This is a genomic window from Streptomyces tuirus, from assembly GCF_014701095.1.
Taxonomy (GTDB): domain Bacteria; phylum Actinomycetota; class Actinomycetes; order Streptomycetales; family Streptomycetaceae; genus Streptomyces; species Streptomyces tuirus.
Map to the genome: position 1 here is coordinate 4,486,056 of NZ_AP023439.1, position 20,807 is coordinate 4,506,862.

General features: G+C 71.0%; 18 protein-coding genes. 12 read left to right on the top strand and 6 right to left on the bottom strand.

The window, feature by feature from the left end:
* Nucleotides 1-9: 9 nt before the first annotated feature.
* From IGS69_RS20705 to IGS69_RS20725, 5 genes are all read right to left on the bottom strand, one after another.
* Nucleotides 10-1,089, bottom strand: coding sequence for a 2-oxoacid:ferredoxin oxidoreductase subunit beta (locus IGS69_RS20705; protein ID WP_190901989.1), 1,080 nt, complete (start codon nt 1,087-1,089; stop codon nt 10-12).
* On the bottom strand, nt 1,082-3,010 hold the full coding sequence (locus IGS69_RS20710) for a 2-oxoacid:acceptor oxidoreductase subunit alpha (RefSeq protein ID WP_190901991.1): 1,929 nt from the start codon (nt 3,008-3,010) through the stop codon (nt 1,082-1,084). The genes IGS69_RS20705 and IGS69_RS20710 overlap by 8 nt, the downstream gene beginning before the upstream one ends.
* Nucleotides 3,011-3,186: 176 nt before the next feature.
* Nucleotides 3,187-3,846 (bottom strand): response regulator transcription factor, encoded by a 660-nt coding sequence (locus IGS69_RS20715; RefSeq protein WP_332836578.1) that lies wholly within the window; start codon nt 3,844-3,846, stop codon nt 3,187-3,189.
* 254 nt (nt 3,847-4,100) lie between these two features.
* On the bottom strand, nt 4,101-5,462 hold the full coding sequence (locus IGS69_RS20720; RefSeq protein WP_190901995.1) for a sensor histidine kinase: 1,362 nt from the start codon (nt 5,460-5,462) through the stop codon (nt 4,101-4,103).
* 231 nt (nt 5,463-5,693) lie between these two features.
* Complete coding sequence (locus IGS69_RS20725) at nt 5,694-6,902, bottom strand: sensor histidine kinase (RefSeq protein WP_190901997.1); 1,209 nt, start codon at nt 6,900-6,902, stop codon at nt 5,694-5,696.
* Nucleotides 6,903-7,127: 225 nt separating this feature from the next.
* Here IGS69_RS20725 and IGS69_RS20730 point away from each other — a divergent pair, with 225 nt between their 5' ends.
* The 12 genes from IGS69_RS20730 (at nt 7,128) to IGS69_RS20785 (ending at nt 19,157) form a co-directional block, all read left to right on the top strand.
* On the top strand, nt 7,128-7,535 hold the full coding sequence (locus tag IGS69_RS20730) for an NADH-quinone oxidoreductase subunit A (RefSeq protein ID WP_030234112.1): 408 nt from the start codon (nt 7,128-7,130) through the stop codon (nt 7,533-7,535).
* The gene (locus IGS69_RS20735) at nt 7,526-8,200 is read left to right on the top strand and encodes an NADH-quinone oxidoreductase subunit B (RefSeq protein WP_190901999.1); all 675 of its coding nucleotides are present in this window, start codon (nt 7,526-7,528) and stop codon (nt 8,198-8,200) included. Before IGS69_RS20730 ends, IGS69_RS20735 begins: the two co-directional genes overlap by 10 nt.
* Nucleotides 8,197-9,696 (top strand): NADH-quinone oxidoreductase subunit C, encoded by a 1,500-nt coding sequence (locus IGS69_RS20740; protein WP_190902001.1) that lies wholly within the window; start codon nt 8,197-8,199, stop codon nt 9,694-9,696. Before IGS69_RS20735 ends, IGS69_RS20740 begins: the two co-directional genes overlap by 4 nt.
* Complete coding sequence (locus IGS69_RS20745; RefSeq protein WP_190902003.1) at nt 9,693-10,661, top strand: complex I subunit 1/NuoH family protein; 969 nt, start codon at nt 9,693-9,695, stop codon at nt 10,659-10,661. The genes IGS69_RS20740 and IGS69_RS20745 overlap by 4 nt, the downstream gene beginning before the upstream one ends.
* A 2-nt stretch (nt 10,662-10,663) precedes the next feature.
* A complete protein-coding gene (locus IGS69_RS20750) occupies nt 10,664-11,434 on the top strand; it encodes a NuoI/complex I 23 kDa subunit family protein (protein WP_190902005.1) in 771 nt (256 codons plus the stop codon).
* Between the two features lie 8 nt (nt 11,435-11,442).
* Nucleotides 11,443-12,111 (top strand): NADH-quinone oxidoreductase subunit J family protein, encoded by a 669-nt coding sequence (locus IGS69_RS20755; RefSeq protein ID WP_190904580.1) that lies wholly within the window; start codon nt 11,443-11,445, stop codon nt 12,109-12,111.
* The gene (gene nuoK, locus IGS69_RS20760; protein ID WP_190902007.1) at nt 12,111-12,509 is read left to right on the top strand and encodes an NADH-quinone oxidoreductase subunit NuoK; all 399 of its coding nucleotides are present in this window, start codon (nt 12,111-12,113) and stop codon (nt 12,507-12,509) included. The genes IGS69_RS20755 and nuoK overlap by 1 nt, the downstream gene beginning before the upstream one ends.
* On the top strand, nt 12,506-14,500 hold the full coding sequence (locus tag IGS69_RS20765; protein ID WP_190902009.1) for an NADH-quinone oxidoreductase subunit 5 family protein: 1,995 nt from the start codon (nt 12,506-12,508) through the stop codon (nt 14,498-14,500). The genes nuoK and IGS69_RS20765 overlap by 4 nt, the downstream gene beginning before the upstream one ends.
* A gap of 6 nt (nt 14,501-14,506) precedes the next feature.
* Entirely contained in the window at nt 14,507-16,081 is a 1,575-nt protein-coding gene (locus IGS69_RS20770) for a complex I subunit 4 family protein (RefSeq protein ID WP_190902011.1), read from the top strand.
* Nucleotides 16,078-17,601 (top strand): NADH-quinone oxidoreductase subunit N, encoded by a 1,524-nt coding sequence (locus IGS69_RS20775; RefSeq protein ID WP_190902013.1) that lies wholly within the window; start codon nt 16,078-16,080, stop codon nt 17,599-17,601. The genes IGS69_RS20770 and IGS69_RS20775 overlap by 4 nt, the downstream gene beginning before the upstream one ends.
* A 303-nt stretch (nt 17,602-17,904) precedes the next feature.
* Nucleotides 17,905-18,768: a zinc metalloprotease HtpX gene (gene htpX / locus IGS69_RS20780; RefSeq protein ID WP_190902015.1), complete on the top strand. Its 864-nt coding sequence runs from the start codon at nt 17,905-17,907 to the stop codon at nt 18,766-18,768.
* Nucleotides 18,765-19,157 carry a YccF domain-containing protein gene (locus tag IGS69_RS20785; protein WP_190902017.1) on the top strand — a complete coding sequence of 131 codons (393 nt, stop codon included), beginning with the start codon at nt 18,765-18,767 and terminating at the stop codon, nt 19,155-19,157. Before htpX ends, IGS69_RS20785 begins: the two co-directional genes overlap by 4 nt.
* A 391-nt stretch (nt 19,158-19,548) precedes the next feature.
* Here the strand turns inward: IGS69_RS20785 and IGS69_RS20790 are convergent, their stop codons facing one another.
* A complete protein-coding gene (locus tag IGS69_RS20790; RefSeq protein ID WP_190902019.1) occupies nt 19,549-20,805 on the bottom strand; it encodes an APC family permease in 1,257 nt (418 codons plus the stop codon).
* Nucleotides 20,806-20,807 lie beyond the last annotated feature (2 nt).

The following is a 20,807-nucleotide window of genomic DNA, read 5'->3' on the forward strand; positions in this document are numbered from 1 at the left end:
CCGGCCGGGTCAGCCGACGACCGTCCAGGTGTCGCCGCCCGCCAGCAGCGCGCCCAGGTCGCCCTTGCCGTGCTGCTCGATCGCGGTGTCGAGCTGGTCGGCCATCTGCGTGTCGTAGACGGGCCGCTCGACCGAGCGCAGGACACCGATCGGCGTGTGGTGCAGGGTGTCCGGGTCGGCGAGGCGCGACAGCGCGAACGCCGTGGTCGGGGACGGGGAGTGCGCGTCGTGAACGAGCACCTGGTCCTCGTTGTCCGGCGTCACGGCGACCACCTTCAGATCACCGGTCAGCGGGTCCCGGACCACACCCTTGGCCAGGTCGGCACCGAACCGGATCGGCTTGCCGTGCTCCAGCCGGATCACGGCCTCCTCGGCCTGCTGCTTGTCCTTCAGGGCGTCGAAGGCGCCGTCGTTGAAGATGTTGCAGTTCTGGTAGATCTCGATCAGCGCCGTGCCCTGGTGGGCGGAGGCCTGGCGCAGCACCTCAGTCAGGTGCTTGCGGTCGGAGTCCACCGTCCGCGCCACGAACGACGCCTCCGCGCCGAGCGCCAGCGACACCGGGTTGAACGGCGCGTCCAGCGAACCCATCGGCGTCGACTTGGTGATCTTCCCGACCTCGGACGTCGGCGAGTACTGGCCCTTGGTCAGACCGTAGATCCGGTTGTTGAACAGCAGGATCTTGAGGTTCACGTTCCGGCGCAGCGCGTGGATCAGGTGGTTGCCGCCGATGGACAGCGCGTCGCCGTCACCGGTGACGACCCACACCGACAGATCCCGGCGGGAGCTCGCCAGACCCGTGGCGATGGCGGGGGCGCGGCCGTGAATGGAGTGCATCCCGTAGGTGTTCATGTAGTACGGGAAGCGCGAGGAGCAGCCGATGCCCGAGACGAAGACGATGTTCTCCTTCGCCAGCCCCAGCTCGGGCATGAAACCCTGCACCGCGGCCAGGATGGCGTAGTCGCCGCAGCCGGGGCACCAGCGCACTTCCTGGTCGGACTTGAAGTCCTTCATCGACTGCCTGCCCTCGGCCTTGGGGACGAGGGAAAGCGACTCGATGGTGCCCGTGCCGTGCGTGGACGTGTCAGCCATCGATGGCCTCCTTCAGAGCCGCGGCGAGCTGCTCCGCCTTGAACGGCATGCCGTTGACCTGGGTGTACGAGTGGGCGTCGACCAGGTACTTCGCCCGGATGAGCGTGGCGAGCTGCCCGAGGTTCATCTCGGGGATCACCACCTTGTCGTAACGCTCCAGCACGGAGCCCAGATTCCGCGGGAAGGGGTTGAGATGGCGCAGATGCGCCTGCGCGACCGACTCCCCGGCTCTGCGCAGCCGCCGCACCGCCGCTGTGATCGGCCCGTACGTCGAACCCCAGCCCAGCACCAGCGTCCTGGCCTTTTTCGGGTCGTCCACCTCGACGTCCGGGACGTCGATGCCGTCGATCTTCGCCTGCCGGGTGCGCACCATGAAGTCGTGGTTGGCCGGGTCGTAGGAGATGTTGCCCGTGCCGTCCTGCTTCTCGATGCCGCCGATCCGGTGCTCCAGACCCGGCGTGCCCGGGATCGCCCACGGGCGGGCCAGCGTCTGCGGGTCCCGCTTGTACGGCCAGAACACCTCGGAACCGTCGTCGAGCGTGTGGTTCGGCCCCTGCGCGAACTGCACCCGCAGGTCCGGCAGCTCCTCGAGGTCGGGGATCCGCCAGGGCTCGGAGCCGTTGGCCAGATAGCCGTCGGACAGCAGGAACACCGGAGTGCGGTACGTCAGCGCGATCCGCGCCGCCTCGAGCGCGGCGTCGAAGCAGTCCGCCGGGGTGCGCGGCGCGACCACCGGAACCGGCGCCTCGCCGTTGCGCCCGTACATCGCCTGGAGCAGGTCCGCCTGCTCGGTCTTGGTGGGCAGACCCGTCGACGGGCCGCCGCGCTGGATGTCCACCACCAGCAGCGGCAGCTCCAGCGAGACCGCGAGACCGATCGTCTCCGACTTCAGCGCCACACCCGGACCGCTCGTGGTGGTCACGGCCAGGGAACCACCGAAGGCCGCGCCGAGCGCGGCCCCGATGCCTGCGATCTCGTCCTCCGCCTGGAAGGTCCGCACGCCGAAGTTCTTGTGTTTGGACAGCTCGTGCAGGATGTCGGACGCCGGAGTGATCGGGTACGACCCCAGGTACAGCGGCAGATCCGCCTGCCGGCTCGCCGCGACCAGCCCGTAAGACAGGGCGAGGTTGCCGGAGATGTTGCGGTAGACACCCGGCGGGAACGCCGTGGCCGCCGGCGCGACCTCGTAGGAGACGGCGAAGTCCTCCGTCGTCTCGCCGAAGTTCCAGCCGGCCCGGAACGCCGCGATGTTGGCCGCCGCGATCTCGGGCTTCTTCGCGAACTTCGACGTCAGGAACTTCTCCGTGCCCTCGGTGGGCCGGTGGTACATCCAGCTCAGCAGGCCCAGCGCGAACATGTTCTTGCTGCGCTCGGCCTCCTTGCGGCTGAGGTCGAACTCCTTCAGCGCCTCGACCGTGAGCGTCGTCAGCGGCACGGGGTGCAGGTGGTAGCCGTCCAGCGACCCGTCCTCCAGCGGAGACGTCTCGTAGCCGACCTTCTGCATCGCTCGCTTGGTGAACTCGTCCGTGTTGACGATCACCTCGGCGCCGCGCGGCAGGTCGCCGATGTTCGCCTTCAGCGCGGCCGGGTTCATCGCCACCAGCACGTTCGGCGCGTCACCGGGGGTGAGGATGTCGTGGTCGGCGAAGTGCAGCTGGAAGGACGACACACCCGGCAGGGTTCCGGCGGGGGCCCTGATCTCGGCCGGGAAGTTCGGCAGGGTCGACAGGTCGTTGCCGAACGACGCGGTCTCCGAGGTGAAACGGTCACCGGTGAGCTGCATGCCGTCACCCGAGTCCCCCGCGAACCTGATGATCACCCGGTCGAGGCGGCGGACATCCTTCGCCCCCGCCGCTTTGCGCTGCTCTCCTGCGACTGCTTCGTCGGCCTGCTCCGCTGGGCTACTGACCTGGCTGGTCACTGAACTGGACCTCCCTCGAGGACGCTGTCCGGGACAGGCCTTCCCGCAGGCCCTCCCGGGATCAACCCTACGACCGCAAGGGTCGCGTTCTGCGGGTCATTCGCATCTTGGACACGACTTCGGTATGGGTATGCGTCCGTCTTTGTCCGGGTTTCCGGGGTTGGGGATCGTGAACGTCAGGAATTGAGATACGTCAGCACGGCCAGGACCCTGCGGTGATCGCCCTCGCTCGGGGACAGCCCCAGCTTCAGGAAGATGTTGCTGACGTGCTTCTCGACCGCCCCGTCGCTGACCACCAGCTGCCGCGCGATCGCCGAGTTCGTCCGCCCCTCGGCCATCAGCCCCAGCACCTCGCGCTCCCTGGGGGTGAGCCCCGCCAGCACGTCCTGCTTACGGCTGCGGCCCAGCAGCTGCGCGACCACCTCCGGGTCGAGCGCCGTGCCGCCCCCGGCCACCCGCACCACCGCGTCCACGAACTCCCGCACCTCGGCCACCCGGTCCTTCAGCAGATAGCCGACCCCCCGGCTGGACCCGGCGAGCAGCTCCGTCGCGTAGCGCTCCTCCACGTACTGCGACAGCACCAGCACCCCGAGCCCCGGATGCGCCTTGCGCAGCTGCACCGCCGCCCGCACTCCCTCGTCCGTGTGAGTCGGCGGCATCCGCACGTCCGCCACGACCACGTCCGGCAGCTCGCCCTGCGCGTCCAGCTCCGTGATGGTCTTGATCAGAGCCTCGCCGTCACCCACACCGGCGACCACGTCGTGCCCGCGGTCGGTCAGCAACCGGGTCAGGCCCTCTCTGAGCAGCACCGAATCCTCGGCGACGACCACCCGCACCCTGTCCTCCACGATGTCCGGCCCCCCACAGCCCGCTGCCGCCCGTCCGCAGCCCACAACGGCTCCGCGCCCACCCGTGCGACGGGTCCAGCATTTCAGGGTCCGGGGGAGTATGGGGACGGGACCGGCTTCTTGACTGGCCGATCGGGTGGTGAGGGAAGGTTGAAGGGCCGGAGGCGGACTGCCCCTGGCCCTGGACCTGGCCCTGTCAGGGCTCGCGGCCCCGAGCCCTGACAGGGCCAGGGCCGGGGCGGTCACCGCACGTGGGCCCCCCGCCACGGCAACTCGGCGGTCACCCGGGTCGGACCGCCCGCCGGCGAGTCCACCACCAGGATCCCGTCCACCGCGTCGAGCCGGTCCGCAAGTCCCGCGAGACCGGACCCCTGGGAGACGTCGGCCCCGCCCACGCCGTTGTCCACGACCTGCAGCATCAGCCGGTTCTCCGTCCGCCACACCTCGACGCCCGCCCACGTCGCCCGCGCGTGCTTGCTGACGTTCTGCAGCAGCTCCGACACCGTGAAGTACGCGATCCCCTCGATCGCCGGCGCCGGCCGCTCCGCGAGGTCGACCTCGACCTGCACCGGCACCGTGCACCGCGACGCCACCGCCGACAGCGCCGCGTCCAGCCCCCGGTCCGTCAGCACCGCCGGGTGAATCCCCCGGGCCAGGTCCCGCAGCTCCTGCAGCGCCGTCTTCACCTCGCCGTGCGCCTCGTCCACCATCCGCGCGGCCGCCCGCGGATCCTCCTGGAGCTTCTCCTTCGCCAGACCCAGATCCATGGCCAGCGCCACCAGCCGGGCCTGCGCCCCGTCGTGCAGATCCCGCTCGATGCGCCGCAGGTCGGCCGCGGCCGTGTCGACCACGACCCCCCGGTCCGACTCCAGCTCCACCACCCGGGAGACCAGCCGCGACGGCCCGAGCAGCCCGTGCACCATCAGCCGGTCCACCATCGTCAGCGCCCGCACGATCCACGGCGTGGCGATCGTGAAGAGCAGCCCCACCAGCGCGGTCACCGTGATCTCGAACGGGTTGTCCAGGTAGATCCGGTGCGCCTCGTCGCCGTACAGCTGCACCCCGTCCTGCCCCGCGTACACCGGGAACACCCAGAACCACAGCGGATACGTCAGCAACGCCCAGCCCAACACCCACACGTTCACGGCCACGACGAACGAGAACACCGCCCAGGGCAGGTGCAGCACCGCGTACAGCAGCGCCCGCCACGAGGCGCCGCTCTTGAGGACGGCCCCCATCCACGCCATCGCGCCCGGCTTCCGCATCCGCAGCGGCTCCGGCTCGGCCACCTCCAGCCCCAGCAGCCCCCGGGCCCGCATCCGCTCCAGCGCCCCGAAACCGCGGCACCCGGCGAGCGCCGCCGCCAGCACCGGTACACCGAGGAACGTGACCAGCAGTCCCGCCCCCAGCGACACCATCGTGACGGCGTAGGTGAACAACAGGATGCTGATCGGCAGGCTGAGCAGCACATGGGTGAGCTCCAGCCAGGTGCGGCCCTCGACCGGCGCCCGCAGCACGGCCGGCAGCCGGTGCCGCCGTTCGGTGCTCGTCGGGAAGCCCGACCCGCTGTCGAGCCCGTATCCCTGTCCGTACTCCGTGGCCATCGGCGCCGTCCTTCTCCTCGTCCCGCGGCTGTGCTCCCGTACCTCCACCCTGCTCCGCCGCAGGTCGGCGAACCATGGAGTCCGTCGGCGTCTTGGCCGGGGGGTTTTCCCTACCCCGGGGCTCTGTCTCGGGGCGCCTGCCCCGGGGGCCTGTCTCGGGGCGCCCGCCCCGGAGGCCAATCCGGTGGCGCCTGCCCTGGGGCCTGTCCCAGGCCCCCTACCCCGCGGCCCCTATCCCGCGGCCCCGGACCGGTCACGCCACGGCAGTTCCGCCGTGACCGTCGTCGGACCGCCCTCGGGCGACTCCAGGACGAACAGCCCGTCGACGGCGTCCAGCCGCTCCGCCAGCCCCTTCATCCCCGTACCGCCGTCCAGGCTCGCGCCCCCGTGCCCGTCGTCCCACACCTGGATGAGCAGCCGGGTGTCGGTCCGCCACACATCCACCGAGGCCGACTTCGCCCGGCTGTGCTTGCTCACGTTCTGCAGCAGCTCAGAGACGGTGAAGTAGGCGATGCCCTCGATGGCCGCGGCCGGCCGCTCCGGCAGATCGACCGTCACCTTCACCGGGACCGTGCAGCGCGAGGCGACCGAGGACAGGGCCGCGTCCAGACCGCGGTCGGTCAGAACCGCCGGATGGATCCCGCGCGCCAGATCCCGCAACTCCTGGAGCGCCAGCTTCACCTCGCCGTGCGCCTCCTCGACCATCGCCGCCGCGGCGTCCGGATCCTCCAGCACCTTCTCCTTCGCCAGGCCCAGCCCCATCGCCAGATTCACCAGCCGCGCCTGCGCCCCGTCGTGCAGATCCCGCTCGATGCGCCGCAGGTCTGCCGCGGCCGTGTCCACCACGACCCCCCGGTCCGACTCCAGCTCGGCGATCCGCCGCTCCAGCTCGTCGGAGGGCGACAGCAGCGCCCGCACCATGGCCCGGTCGGCGTTGGTCAGCCCCCGCGCGATGAACGGCAGCACCGGCCACAGCACGAACAGCGAGGCCAGCGTGACCGTGAAGGTGAGCACCCCCCACGGCAACCGGATGAACTCGTACAGCGCCGTACGCCAGCCCACCGGGTCCTTCAACTGCATCCACAACCGCTGGAAGAAGCCGCCCCCGCCCCGCATCCGCAGCCGGCTCGGCTCCTCGATCCGCACCCCGAGCAGCGCCCGGGCCCGCGCCCGCTCCAGCCTGCCCAACTGCCGCGCCCCCACGAGTCCGGCCGCCAGCAGCGGGAACCCGATCACCGTGACGGTCAGCCCGAAACCGGTGGAGAACACCGTCACGACATAGATGAAACCGAGCAGCGCCACCGGAAGGTTGGCCAGCAGGTGCGCGATCTCCTTCCAGGTGTGCCGGTCGTAGGCGAGCCGGGCCGGCGGCGGACGGTCGTCCTGCCCCGCGGCCCCCCGGGCCGCCGTCGTCCCCGGGGACGTGATGCGTTGGGTCATATGCGTTAGCGTGCCCGGCGGCGGGCGACGGCGCCATGAGGTGGACCGCCAGGATCAACTGAGGAAAACCCCACCCTCGCGTGCAGGGCCCGTGACGGGCTGCTTACCCTGCCTTTATCAGGGCCTAGACTCCCGTGCGTACAGATCGTCGAACGGCGGCGGCCCCCGTGAGCCGCAGCATCGTCGCAGGATCCAGGTCCGAGTTTCAGGGAGCGAGGGACGGACGTGCCGGAACCGACCGTCGTCACCACGACCGTCGTCGCGGCGGACTACTTCCAGTCCTACTCGGTCGTCGGACTGCTCGCCGTCGTCGGTGTGCTGTTCGTCGCCGTCGCCTTCGGCGCCGGCCGCCTGCTGCGGCCCGTGGTCCCCACCCCCGAGAAGCTCCTGACGTACGAGTGCGGCGTCGACCCCGTCGGCGAAGGCTGGGCCCACACCCAGGTCCGCTACTACGTCTACGCCTTCCTCTATGTGATCTTCGCCGTCGACTCGATCTTCCTGTTCCCCTGGGCGACCGTCTTCGCCGCCCCCGGCTACGGCGCGGCGACCCTGGTCGAGATGTTCATCTTCCTCGGCTTCCTGGCCGTCGGCCTGCTCTACGCATACAAGAAGGGCGTCCTGGCATGGACGTGAACCCCTCGGTGTCCGAGCCTGTCCTGCTGCCCGAGCCCAAGCGGCTGGGTGCCCTGGCCCGCCTCGCCCCCGAACCGATGAAGGTCATCCTCAACTGGGGCCGCCGCTACTCGCTCTGGGTCTTCAACTTCGGCCTCGCCTGCTGCGCGATCGAGTTCATCGCCGCGTCGATGGCCCGCCACGACTTCATCCGCCTCGGCGTCATCCCGTTCGCCCCGGGCCCGCGCCAGGCCGACCTGATGGTCGTCTCCGGCACCGTCACGGACAAGATGGCCCCGGCCGTCAAACGCCTCTACGAGCAGATGCCCGAGCCGAAGTACGTCATCTCCTTCGGCGCGTGCAGCAACTGCGGCGGCCCCTACTGGGACTCCTACTCCGTCACCAAGGGCGTCGACCAGATCATCCCCGTCGACGTCTACGTCCCCGGCTGCCCGCCCCGGCCCGAGGCGCTGCTCCAGGGCATCCTCAAGCTCCAGGAGAAGATCGCCCGCGAGTCACTGGGGGAGCGCTACGGCAGCAAGGCCGGGCACCCCTCGGCCGCCGCGCTGCAGAGCGGCCTCGTGCAGCCGCCGACCCCGGCGCCGGCACCCGCGGCCGACTCCGACTCGGGCTCCGCCCCGGGCTCCGCCCCGGGCTCTGATTCGACGCCGGGGGAGGGACGATGACCGCGGTCGGCTGGCTGCCCGCCGACGCCGAGGAGCTCTTCGGCCCCGAGGCCACGGCCGAGGAGTCCTACGACGTCCTGACCGTCGACGTACCTCCGGCCGCCTGGATCACCGCCCTGGAGACCGCCCGCGACCGGCTCGGCTGCACCTACTTCGACTGGCTGAGCGCGGTCGACGAACCAGGCACCGGCTTCCGCGTCACCGCCCACGTCGCCGCCCTGTCCCCTCTGCGACGCCTCCTCCTCCGTACAACGGTCCCGCACGAGACTCCCGCCCTGCCCTCCGCCGTCGGCGTCTACGCGGGTGCCGCCTGGCACGAACGCGAGACCCACGAGATGTTCGGCATCCCCTTCGAAGGCCACCCGGCGCTGGACCACCTCCTCCTCCCCGACAACTTCGAAGGCCACCCCCTGCGCAAGGACTTCGTCCTGGCCGCCCGCGTCGCCAAGGCCTGGCCCGGCGCGAAGGAACCGGGCGAGTCGGAACACGGCGGCCCCAAGCGCCGCCAGATGCTCCCACCCGGCGTCCCCGACCCCAACGAATGGGGCCCCCTCAAGGGCCAACTCCCCCCCGCCCCCACCCGAGGCGCGGGCCGCACCGCAGGCGACCGCCCCACCCGAGGCACACGCCCCGCGGGGGAACGCCCGGTACGACGCGCACGCTCGGTGTCGGAGGGCTCGGCGAGCCAGACGGCGACCGGTCCGGAGACGCCGGCTGGCGGGGCGGGGTCGCCGAGCGGCGGGGCGGAAGCTCCGAGCGGCGGGGCGGGAGCGCCGAGCGGCGGGGCGGGAGCGCCGAGCGGCGGGGCTTCGGCCGGTGGTGCGGGGGCTTCGGCTGGTCCGCGTCGGACGCGTTCGGTGTCGGAGGGCTCGGCGAGCCAGGTCGCGGCCGGTGCCGAGACACCGGCCGGCGGGGCGGGGGCTTCCGCTGGTCCGCGTCGGACGCGTTCTGCCGCTGAGGGCTCGGCGAGCCAGTCCACGCCAGGCGGGTCGACCCCTCCGGCTTCGGCGGATCCCCGGCGTAACCGCTCGGCGTCGCAGGGGTCGGCGAGTGAGCAGCGCGGCGGCCCCGCCTCCCAGGTGCCCGGCTCCGCGTCCCCTGCGACCAGCCCCGAGGCCGTGAGGCCCGGTTCCACATCCCCGACCTCCGACGCCCCCTGGCACCACGCCCGCCCGGCCTTCGACGAAGAGTCGTCGAGTAGTCCCGAGGGCCCGGCCACGCCGGTGTCGTCGGGCCCGCCCGAGAGCCTGGCCACTCCCGAGTCCTCGGGTACACCCGAGAGCCCGGACTCGACGGACCCCGCGGATGCCCAGGACTCGGCGACGGAGCCGCAGCCCACGGACGACCACGTGAAGCCCGCCGCCGGCCCGAGCAAGCCCGAGAACCTCGAGAACCCCAAGAACCCGAAGAACGCCAAGAACCACGAGAACCCAGACCACCCCGAGAACCCAGACAACCTAGACAACCCCGAGGACCCCGCAGGAGGCCCGCAGTGAACGACGTGCTCGACGTCGCCCTGCGACTCCTGGTCGTCTTCGTCGTCTTCCTCACCCTCCCTCTGGTCATCGGCCAGACCGAACACAAGGTGATGGCCCACATGCAGGGCCGCCTCGGCCCCATGTACGCCGGCGGCTTCCACGGCTGGGCCCAGCTGATCGCCGACGGCGTGAAGTTCGCGCAGAAGGAGGACGTCGTCCCCGCGGGCGCCGACCGCCGCATCTTCCAACTCGCCCCCGCCGTCGCCCTCCTGCCGTACCTCCTCGTCCTGCTCGCCATTCCCATCGGCCCGGGCGAGGGCGCCGTCGGCCAGGTGATCGACGCGGGCGTCTTCTTCGTCCTGGCCATCATGGGAGTCGGCGTCCTCGGCTCGCTCATGGCCGGCTGGGCGTCCGCGAACAAGTTCTCCCTCCTCGGAGGCCTGCGGACCGCCGCCCAGCTCCTCGCCTACGAGCTGCCGATGCTGTTGACCGCCGCCTCGGTGGCGATGGCGGCCGGCACCGTCTCCCTCCCCGGCATCCTCGACGCCTTCGAGTGGTGGTGGCTGCCCTGGCAGATCGTCGGCGCGATCGTCTTCTTCGTGGCTGGCCTCGCCGAACTCCAGCGCCCGCCCTTCGACATGCCCGTCGCCGACTCGGAGATCATCTTCGGCGCGTACACGGAGTACACCGGCCTCCGCTTCGCTCTCTTCCTCCTCGCCGAGTACGCCGGAATCGTCGTCCTGTGCGGCCTCACCACCGTCCTCTTCCTGGGCGGCTGGCACGGCCCCTGGGGAGCCGACGGACTCGGCTGGGTCTGGACCCTGCTGAAGACCGCCGTCCTCGCCTTCCTCGTGATCTGGCTGCGCGTCACCTATCCCCGCCTGCGCGAGGACCAGCTCCAGAAGCTGGCCTGGACCCTCCTCGTCCCCCTCTCCCTCGCCCAGATCGCCCTCACCGGCATCGTCAAGGTGGTGATCCAGTAACCATGGCCCCCATCCCCGGCAGTGGCCTCGCCAAGGGCCTGGCCGTCACCCTTCGCACGATGACGAAGAAGTCCGTCACCGCGCAGTACCCGGACGTCCAGCCCGACCTCCCGCCCCGCAGCCGCGGTGTGATCGGCCTGTTCGAGGAGAACTGCACGGTCTGCATGCTGTGCGCCCGCGAGTGCCCCGACTGGTGCATCTACATCGACTCCCACAAGGAGACGGTCCCGGCGGCGACCCCGGGAGGCCGCGAGCGCAGCCGCAACGTCCTCGACCGCTTCGCCATCGACTTCTCCCTGTGTATGTACTGCGGTATCTGCATCGAGGTCTGTCCTTTCGACGCCCTGTTCTGGTCTCCCGAGTTCGAGTATGCCGAGACCGACATCCGGGATCTCACGCACGAGCGCGACAAGCTCCGCGAGTGGATGTGGACGGTCCCGGCCCCGCCGGCCCTCGACCCCGGCGCGGAGGAACCGAAGGAACTCGCCGCCGCCCGCAAGACCGCCGACAAACTCGCCGCCCAGCAGGCCCCGCCGGCCACCGAACCCCAGGCCGACGAGCAGGCCCGCGCCGCCGAGCAGCCCACCCGGCCGCAGGGCGACTCCAAGCAGCAGACCGACCAGCCGAAGCCGGACCGCCCGATGCCGGGTGACTCACACCCCCGGCCCACTGCGCCGGGCCCCCTGACGCCGGGCGACGGGACGCCCGATAAGCCAACGCCCGGGCAGCCGAAGCCCGATCAGCCGAAGCCGGGGCAGGAGGGCTCGGAATGACCCTCGCCATGAGCGCCGCTCTTCTCGCGACGGGCCCGACTCCCGGTGCCGCCGCCGGACCGCACGGCTTCCTCTCCCCGACCGGCGCCGAGATCGCCTTCCTCCTGGTCGGCCTGGTGACCTTCGGCGCCGCGCTCGTCACCGTCACCACCCGGCAGCTGGTGCACGCCGCCCTGTGGCTGGTGGTCACCCTCGGCGGCCTCGCCGTCGAATACCTCCTGCTCACCGCCGAGTTCATCGCGTGGGTGCAGGTCCTCATCTATGTCGGTTCCGTCGTCGTCCTCCTCCTGTTCGGTCTGATGCTCACCAGAGCCCCCATCGGCCGCTCCCCGGACGCCGACTCCGGCAACCGCTGGGCCGCCCTCACCGTGGCCCTCGCCGCTGCCGCCGCCCTCGTCTGGGTCGTCGTCGACGCGTTCCGCACGACCTGGATCGATCTGGACGGCCCCGCCGCCGGCTCCACCGAGGCCACCGGCGCCAGCCTCTTCCAGAACTGGGTCCTGCCTTTCGAGGCCCTTTCCGTCCTCCTCCTCGCCGCCCTGGTCGGCGCGATCGTCCTGTCCCGCAAGGCGAAGACGGAGACGAGCTCTCCCTCCATGAACGCCTCGGCTGTCACCGAGAGTTCCCGAACAGTCACAGAAAGTTCGGGGAGTTCTGAACAGGAAGGTGCCCGCTGATGCACCTCGCCTATCCCGCCGTGCTCTCCGCGCTCCTCTTCTGCACGGGCCTGTACGGCGTCCTCGCCCGCCGCAACGCGATCCTGGTCCTGATGTCGGTCGAGCTGATGCTCAACGCCGTCAACCTCAACCTGGTCGCCTTCGACGTCTGGCTCAGCAGGACCGCCGAGGAGACCCTCCACTCCGGCCAGGCCCTCACCCTGTTCACCATCGCCATCGCCGCAGCCGAGATCGGCATCGGCCTGGCGATCGTCCTCGCCGTCCACCGCAACCGCGGCACAGCGGACATCGACAAGCTCCGCGACACCTCCGAGCGGCACGATCCCGACGACCCTGACCACGGCGCCCGCACGGCCGGGCAGTCCGACGAGGCCCAGAAGGCTGAGGCCACCGCGTGACCACGACCACCCTCGCCGTCCTCGTCCCCCTCCTTCCCTTCCTCGGCGCCCTCGCCGGCCTGCTCCTCGGCCGCACGGCACCCGGCTTCGTCCGCCCGCTCGCCGTCCTGCCGACGCTCGCCTCCCTGGTGCTCGCCGCGCTGGTCGCCGTGCGCCAGGGCGGCGGCGCGGCCGTCGACTCGGCCACGGAACTCACCCCCACCGGCTCGGTGCCCATCGAGCTCGCCCTGCACATCGACGGCTTCGCCGCGCTCGTCGCCGTCCTGGTCGGCCTGGTCGCCTCCTGCGTGCAGATCTACTCGACGGGCTATCTGCGCGACGACCCGCGCTACCCCTCCTATGCCGCGCTCGTCTCCCTGTTCACCTCCGCGATGTTCCTGGTCGTCTACTCCGGCGACCTGATCGTGCTGCTGGTCGGCTGGGAAGTCATGGGCATCTGCTCCTACTTCCTGGTCGGCCATTACTGGGAGACCCCGGAGGCCCGCGCCGCCTCCCTCAAAGCCTTCCTGGTGACCAAGCTCGGCGACGTCCCCTTCCTCATCGGCCTGTTCGCCCTGGCCACCGACGCCGGCTCGTTCCGCATCACCCGGATCCTCGGCACCGTCGCGAGCGGCGGACTCGACCACCCCACGCTGATCGCCCTGCTGCTCCTCGCCGGTGTGGCGGGCAAGTCCGCGCAGTTCCCGCTGCACACCTGGCTCCCCGACGCGATGGCCGGCCCGACACCCGTCTCCGCGCTGATCCACGCCGCGACGATGGTCGCCGCCGGTGTCTACTTCATCGCCCGGCTCCTTCCGGTCTTCGAAGCCTCCCAGGCAGCGATGGTCGTCCTCGCCGTCATGGCCGCCGTGACGATGACCGGCTCGGCACTCGCCGCGCTCGCCCAGGACGACATCAAGCGCGTCCTCGCTTACTCGACGATCGGCCAGCTCGGCTACATGACCGGCGCCCTCGCCGTCGGCGACCGCGGAGCCGCCGTCTTCCACCTCCTGTCCCACGGCGCCTTCAAGGCGCTGCTGTTCCTCGCGGCCGGCGTGATCATCCACGCCGCAGGGACGAACTCGCTCGCCGTGATGTCCCGCATGCGGAACCTGCGCGACCGCGTCCCCGACGCCTACTGGACGATGACCGTGGCGCTGCTCGCGCTCGCCGCGATCCCGCCGTTCAGCGGCTTCTTCTCCAAGGAGGCCGTCCTCGGCGTCGCCGAGCACGTCGTCACCGGCCACACCGAGCACGCCCCCGCCGCGGCGGGCTGGATCGTCCTCGTCGCCGGTCTCCTCGCGGCCGTGCTCACCGCCGCCTACGCGATGCGCCTGTGGCTGCTGGCCTTCCGGGGCCGGGGCATCGAAGCCCCCGACCACGGCCGGCAGCCGCTGACGATGACCGTGGTGCTGTGGGTGCTGGCCATCCCCTCCCTGGCCCTCGGAGGGTTCACGTTCCGCCTGCTGCCGGACTGGTTCGACGGCCGTGACCTCGGCCCGACGCTGACCACCTCGGTGCTCGGCACCGGCGTGGCCCTGGTCGGCGGCATCGTCACCTACGCCGCCTGGCGGCACACCGCCGCGCTCGCCGCCCGTGTTCCGCTCGGCGCGGTCGCGGCCCACCCGGAGGGCGACGCCGCCAAGGTGGAGGCGGAGGCCATCGCCACGCACGAGCCGGCTTACGGAGACATCGCCTACGCGCCGGACCCCGCCGACCCGGGGCGCCTGCTGCTGGGCCCCCTGCACCGGCACGCGGCCGCCGGCTTCCACCTGGACGCCGTGTACTCGGCCCTCTTCGTCCGACCGGTCCAGGCCGGAGCGAGCCTCGTCCGGTTCCTCGACCGCGAGGTCGTCGAGACCTACGTCCGCGGCGCGGGTGCGCTGCCCCGCTGGCTCGGCGCCGCCGTACGACGCGCCCAGACCGGCAACGTCCAGACCTATGTGAGCGCGCTGCTCGCCGGCACCGTCGTCCTCGCGGTCGCCGTCGTCCTCGCCACCACGGGAGCGTGAGCAGGCGTGATCGATATCAACGAGTCCGTGATGCAGTTCCTTCTGGCGTTCGTCGTCGTCGGGCCGCTCCTCGGCGCGGCCGCCGCTCTCCTGCCGGCCCCACCCGGACTGAAGGGGAAGTCACCCGAGCAGGCCGTGCTCCGGCACGGTGTCACCGTCACCGGCGCGGTCCTCGTCGCGGCGATCGTCCTCGCGCTCGGCTTCGACCACGACCAGCCGTCGAAGATGCAGGCCAGCACCGACATCAGCTGGATCCCCGCACTCGACGTGCGCATCCACCTCGGCATCGACGGCATCTCTCTCCCCCTCCTGGTCCTGACCGCGCTGCTGACCTTCCTCTGCGCGCTCTACTCCTACTTCAAGATGCCCGCGGGGCCGACTCCGAAGGCTTTCGTCGCCCTGCTGCTCGTGCTCGAGTCCGGCACACTCGCCACCTTCGCCGTCCTCGACCTGGTGCTGTTCTTCCTCGCCTTCGAGATGGTCCTCATCCCGATGTACTTCCTCATCGCCCGCTGGGGCGGTGAGGGCCGGAGCCAGGCCGCGTGGCGCTTCATCCTCTACACGCTGCTCGGCTCCGTGGTCATGCTGCTCGGCCTGCTCCTGATCGGAATCAAGGCGGGCACGTTCGACATGGTGGCACTCGCCACTGACAACGGCCGGTCACTCACCACATCCGTGCAGGTCATCGCCGTTCTGTCGATCGGGATCGGGCTCGCCGTGAAGACGCCGATGTGGCCGTTGCACAGCTGGCTTCCTGACGCCCACACCGCAGCGCCGACCGTCGGCTCGGTCCTCCTGGCCGGTGTCCTGCTGAAGATGGGTACGTATGGATTCGTCCGGATCCTGCTGCCCGTCGCGCCAGACGGGTTCCGCACCTTCGCCCCCTACCTCGCCGCCCTGGCCGTCGTCGGCATCATCTACGGATCGCTGGCCTGCCTGGCCCTCGCCAAGCAGGGCGCGAAGGGCGACCTCAAGCGCCTCATCGCCTACTCCTCCGTCGGCCACATGGGCTTCGTCCTGCTCGGCATCGCCACGATGACCCCGACCGGCGTGAACGGCGCCCTGTTCGCCAACATCGCCCACGGCCTCATCACCGGCCTGCTCTTCTTCCTGGTCGGCGCCTTGAAGGACCGCACCGGGACCACCGACCTCGACACCCTCGCCGAGGAGACCGGAGCCGCCCTCTACGGCAAGGCGCCGCGCCTCGGCGGCCTGCTCGCCTTCGCCGCCGTCGCCTCGCTCGGTCTGCCCGGCCTCGCCGGCTTCTGGGGCGAGATGCTGGCCCTGTTCGGCGCGTTCCAGCCGGCGCAGGGCCTCAGCCGCCCCGCCTTCCTCACCTTCATGGCGATCGGTGCGTTCGGAACCCTGCTGACGGCCGCGTACCTGCTGATCGTGGTCCGACGCGTCTGCATGGGCGCGCTGCCCCAGGGCGCCCCGAAACTCACCGACGTGCGGTCCTACGAGTTCGCGGCGTGGACCCCGCTCGTCGCCCTCACCGTCATCGCGGGCCTGTGGCCCAAGGCACTCCTCGGCCTGAGCGACCCGGCCGTCCAGCAGCTCCTCGCAGGAGGCACCCGATGAGCTCCCCGGCCCAGCCCCTGGCCGCCTCGCTGGTCCAGTCCGTCGACTGGCTCGCGATCGCCCCGCCCACCATCGTGGCGGTCGTCGGACTCGTCGTCCTCGTCGCCGACCTGTTCGTTGCCGAGCACCGCAAGACACTGCTCGGCTGGACCTCGGTGGCGGGCCTGGCCGCCGCCACCGCGATGCTCCTGCCCCTCCTGGACGGCGACCGCAGCACCTTCTGCCTGACCGGCGACGCCGCCGTGTGCAGCTACACGGCCGACCGCTTCACCCTGGTCATCCAGTTCCTGGTCCTCGGCGGCGCCCTCCTCGCCGCCCTCCTGTCGGTCACCGCCCTGAAGGACGCCCGCAAGGAGCTCCCCGAAGGCGAGTACTGGTTCCTGCTGCTGTCCTCCGCGGCCGGCGCCGCGCTCCTGCCCGCCTCCCGCGACCTCGCGACCCTCATCATCGCCCTGGAGGTCGCCTCCCTGCCCGCCTTCGCGCTGGTAGGTCTCAAGTACGGCGACCGGAAGTCCTCCGAAGCGGCCCTGAAGTTCTTCCTGTCGTCGGTCACCGCGACCGCGGTCAGCCTCATGGGCATCAGCTTCGTGTACGCCACCACGGGCACCCTCTACCTCACCCAGGTCGCCGACCGCATCCAGCACGTCGACGGGCAGTTCCACACGCTCGCCCAGACCGGGGTCGTCCTCACCCTCGTCGGATTCGCCTTCAAGACAGCCGCCGTGCCCTTCCACTTCTGGGTGCCCGACACCTATGTGGGCGCGCCCCTGCCGATCGCGGCCTACCTGTCGGTCATCGGCAAAGCGGTCGGCTTCAGCGGCCTGATCCTCCTCACCGTCGTGGCCCTCCCGTCGTACGCCGACGTGTGGGGCCCCGCACTGGCGGCCCTGGCCGCGCTCACCATGACCGTGGGCAACGCCGGAGCCCTGCGCCAGCAGGCCACGCGCGCGTACAGCGCGGTACGCCTGCTCGCCTGGTCCTCCGTCGGCCAGGCCGGCTACCTCCTGGTGCCGATCGCCGCCGCCGCGTACTCCGGGGACGCCGAGAAGTCGATCGGCTCCACCGTCGCCTACGCCCTGATGTACGGCGCCGTGAACCTCGGCGCCTTCGCCGTGGCCGCGCTCGTCGGCCGCACGAAGGTCCTCAACCGGGTCGCCGACTACCGCGGGCTGTACGCTTCCAGCCCCCTGTCCGCGCTGCTCCTGGCGTTCTTCCTCCTCTGCCTCGCAGGGCTGCCACCGGGCATCATCGGTCTCTTCGCCAAGGTCACCGTCTTCTCGGCGGCCGTCGACGCCGGCCTCGGCTGGCTTGCCGTGGTCATGGCCGTCAACGTCGTCATCGCGCTCTTCTACTACCTGCAGTGGACGGCCCTGCTCTTCCGCGCCCCCGAGGGCGAACCCGAGAAGCACCGCGTTCCCGGCCCGGTCACCGCCGCGATCGCCCTGACCGGCGTCCTCGGCGTCGCCCTGTCCGGCGCACCCCAGCTGGTCCTGCGCTTCACCGACACCGGGCTCTTCTGAACAGCCCGACGCCAGGCCCTTCCGAAACAGACCGACACAGGCCCTTTTGCAAAGAAGAGGGCGCCCCCAAACCGGCTGCGTACACCGCGCGCGTGCGGGGCACTCGCCCGGCACGCGCGCGTGCCGCTTCCCGGCTCCGTCACCCGTACGGCCCACACCCGCCGCCGCACGCGCAAGGGAACTAGAGCCTCCCGCCTGGCGTTGACCAGTACGGGAGGGTCCACTGGACGTGAGACGCGGCACCAGTGGCACCGCAGACACAGCCAGCAAGGGTCCCCTGCCGCACCACTAGGAGGGCGTACCGTGCACCGCCGGCACAACGGGCTCAGGACAGCGGTCCTCCTGGGAGGACTGTCCGCACTCATCATCGTCATCGGCAGCTTCTTCGGCCGCATGGGGCTCGTCATCGCCGTCGTCGTAGCACTGGCCACCAATGCGTACGCGTACTGGAACAGCGACAAACTGGCACTGCGCGCCATGCGCGCCCGCCCGGTGAGCGAATTCGAGGCTCCGGCGCTTTACCGCATGGTCCGCGAGCTCTCCACCCAGGCTCGCCAGCCCATGCCGCGCCTGTACATCTCCCCGACGGAGGCACCCAACGCCTTCGCCACGGGGCGCAACCCGCGCAATGCCGCCGTGTGCTGCACCGACGGCATCCTGCGCCTCCTGGACGAGCGCGAGCTGCGCGGCGTCATCGGCCACGAGCTCAGCCACGTCTACAACCGGGACATCCTCATCTCGTCCGTTGCGGGCGCCCTCGCCTCCGTCATCATGTTCCTGGTCAACTTCGCCTGGCTGATCCCCATCGGACGCTCGGACGACGATGACGGCCCCGGCCTGCTCGGCATGCTGCTGATCATGATCCTGGGCCCGCTCGCCGCCTCCATCATCCAACTGGCCATCAGCCGCTCCCGGGAATACGAGGCGGACGCCTCCGGCGCCCAGCTCACCGGCGACCCGCTCGCCCTCGCCAGTGCTCTGCGCAAGCTCGACATGGGCACGAAGCAGCTCCCACTGCCGCCCGAGCCGCGCATCGAGACCGCCAGTCACATGATGATCGCCAACCCGTTTCGGCCCGGTCAGGGCCTCACCAAGATGTTCTCCACACACCCGCCGATGGCGGAACGCATCGCCCGGCTCGAGAAGATGGCAGGTGGGAACCAGTGAGGACCGTACTCAACGTCATATGGCTCGTGCTGAGCGGCTTCTGGCTGTTCCTCGCCTACATGCTCGCGGGCCTGCTGCTCTGCATCACGATCATCGGCATCCCCTTCGGCATCGCGGCCTTCCGCATCGGCGTCTACGCCCTGTGGCCGTTCGGGTACACGACGATCGAGCGACGTGACGCTGGTGCGCCGTCCTGCGTGGGCAACGTGCTGTGGCTGGTGCTCGCGGGCTGGTGGCTCGCCCTCGGCCACATCGCCACCGGCATCGCCCTGTGCCTCACCATCATCGGCATCCCGCTGGGCATCGCCAACTTCAAGCTCATCCCCGTCTCTTTGTTCCCGCTCGGCCGTGACATCGTGCGGACGGACGAGCCGTTCGCGGTGCGCTGACGGAAGGGCCACCGGCCTCCGACGACCTCCCCCCTTTTCCACAGGCCTGGGGTTATCCACAGGCCCGCCCGGTTGTCAGCGGCGGCCCGCATGATGAACCCATGACCGCGACCGAGCAGTTGCCGACCACCATGACGGCCACTACCCACCACACTCTCCCGGAGAGCACTCCTTCGCGCTCCGGGTTGGCCGCCTCGGCGAAAGGCGCCAAGAGACCCAGGCCACGCGGCTTGGAGGAACCCGGTTCGAGAGGCTCCTGAAGGCCTGGCCGGGCTCGGCCCACCCCGACCCGACTCGGCCCACCGCCCCACCCCGACCCGACTCGGCCCAACACCGGACACCGACTCGGCCCAATACCCCACACCGACTCGTAACGGAGGGGCCGCCGGCCCTACCCCCTCCCCGCCCCGGCCTCCATCCACCCGCGCACGACATACGCAATCGCCCCCACCACCAGCACCCCGGTGCCCACGACCACCGACACCCCGGGCAGCGAGAACGCCAGCACCACGCATCCGACCAGCCCCACCACCGGCACCACCCGCGACGCCGACGCCGAAGACAGAGTCCAGGCCGACGCGTTGGCCACGGCGTAGTACGCCAGCACACCGAAGGAGGAGAAGCCGATCGCGCCCCGCACGTCCACCGTGGCGGCCAGGACCGCGACGACCGCACCCACCGCCAGCTCCGCCCGGTGCGGCACCTGGAACCGCGGATGCACGGCGGCCAGGGTCCCCGGAAGATGCCGGTCCCGCGCCATGGCCAGCGTCGTCCGCGACACCCCGAGGATCAGCGCGAGCAGCGAGCCCATCGCGGCCACCGCCGCCCCGACCCTCACCACCGGCACCAGCGAGGGCACCCCGGCCGCCCGCACCGCATCGGCAAGCGGCGCCGTCGCGTTCCCGAGACCTTCCGAGCCGAGTACCGAAAGGACGGCCACCGCCACACACGCGTACACCACCAGCGTGATGCCCAGTGCCAGGGGGATCGCGCGCGGAATGGTGCGGGCCGGATCCCGTACCTCCTCGCCGAGCGTCGCGATCCGTGCGTACCCGGCGAAGGCGAAGAACAGCAGACCGGCCGCCTGCAGCACGCCGGCTGCCCCGCCCGAGACCCCGATGCCCAGCCGCCCGGCGTCGGCCTCACCCGACATCAGACACGCGACCACCACGGAAGCGAGGAGAGCCAGGACCAATGCCACGATCACCCGCGTCAGCCACGCGGACTTCTGGACACCGCCGTAGTTCACCGCGGTCAGCGCCACCACGGCCGCGACCGCCACCGCGTGCGCCTGCTCGGGCCAGACGTACGTGCCCACGGTGAGCGCCATCGCCGCGCAGGAGGCCGTCTTTCCGACCACGAACGACCAGCCGGCGAGATACCCCCAGAAATCCCCTAGCCGCTCCCGCCCGTATACATAGGTGCCGCCCGAGGCCGGATACAGGGCGGCGAGACGAGCCGACGACATGGCGTTGCAGTACGCGACCACCGCGGCGACGGCGAGCCCGAGGAGCAGCCCGGAGCCGGCCGCGTGCGCGGCCGGAGCGAGAGCGGCGAAGATCCCGGCCCCCACCATCGAGCCGAGCCCGATGACGACGGCGTCTCCCACGCCGAGGGTGCGGCGCAGTCCGGGACCGGAGGTTGTCATGC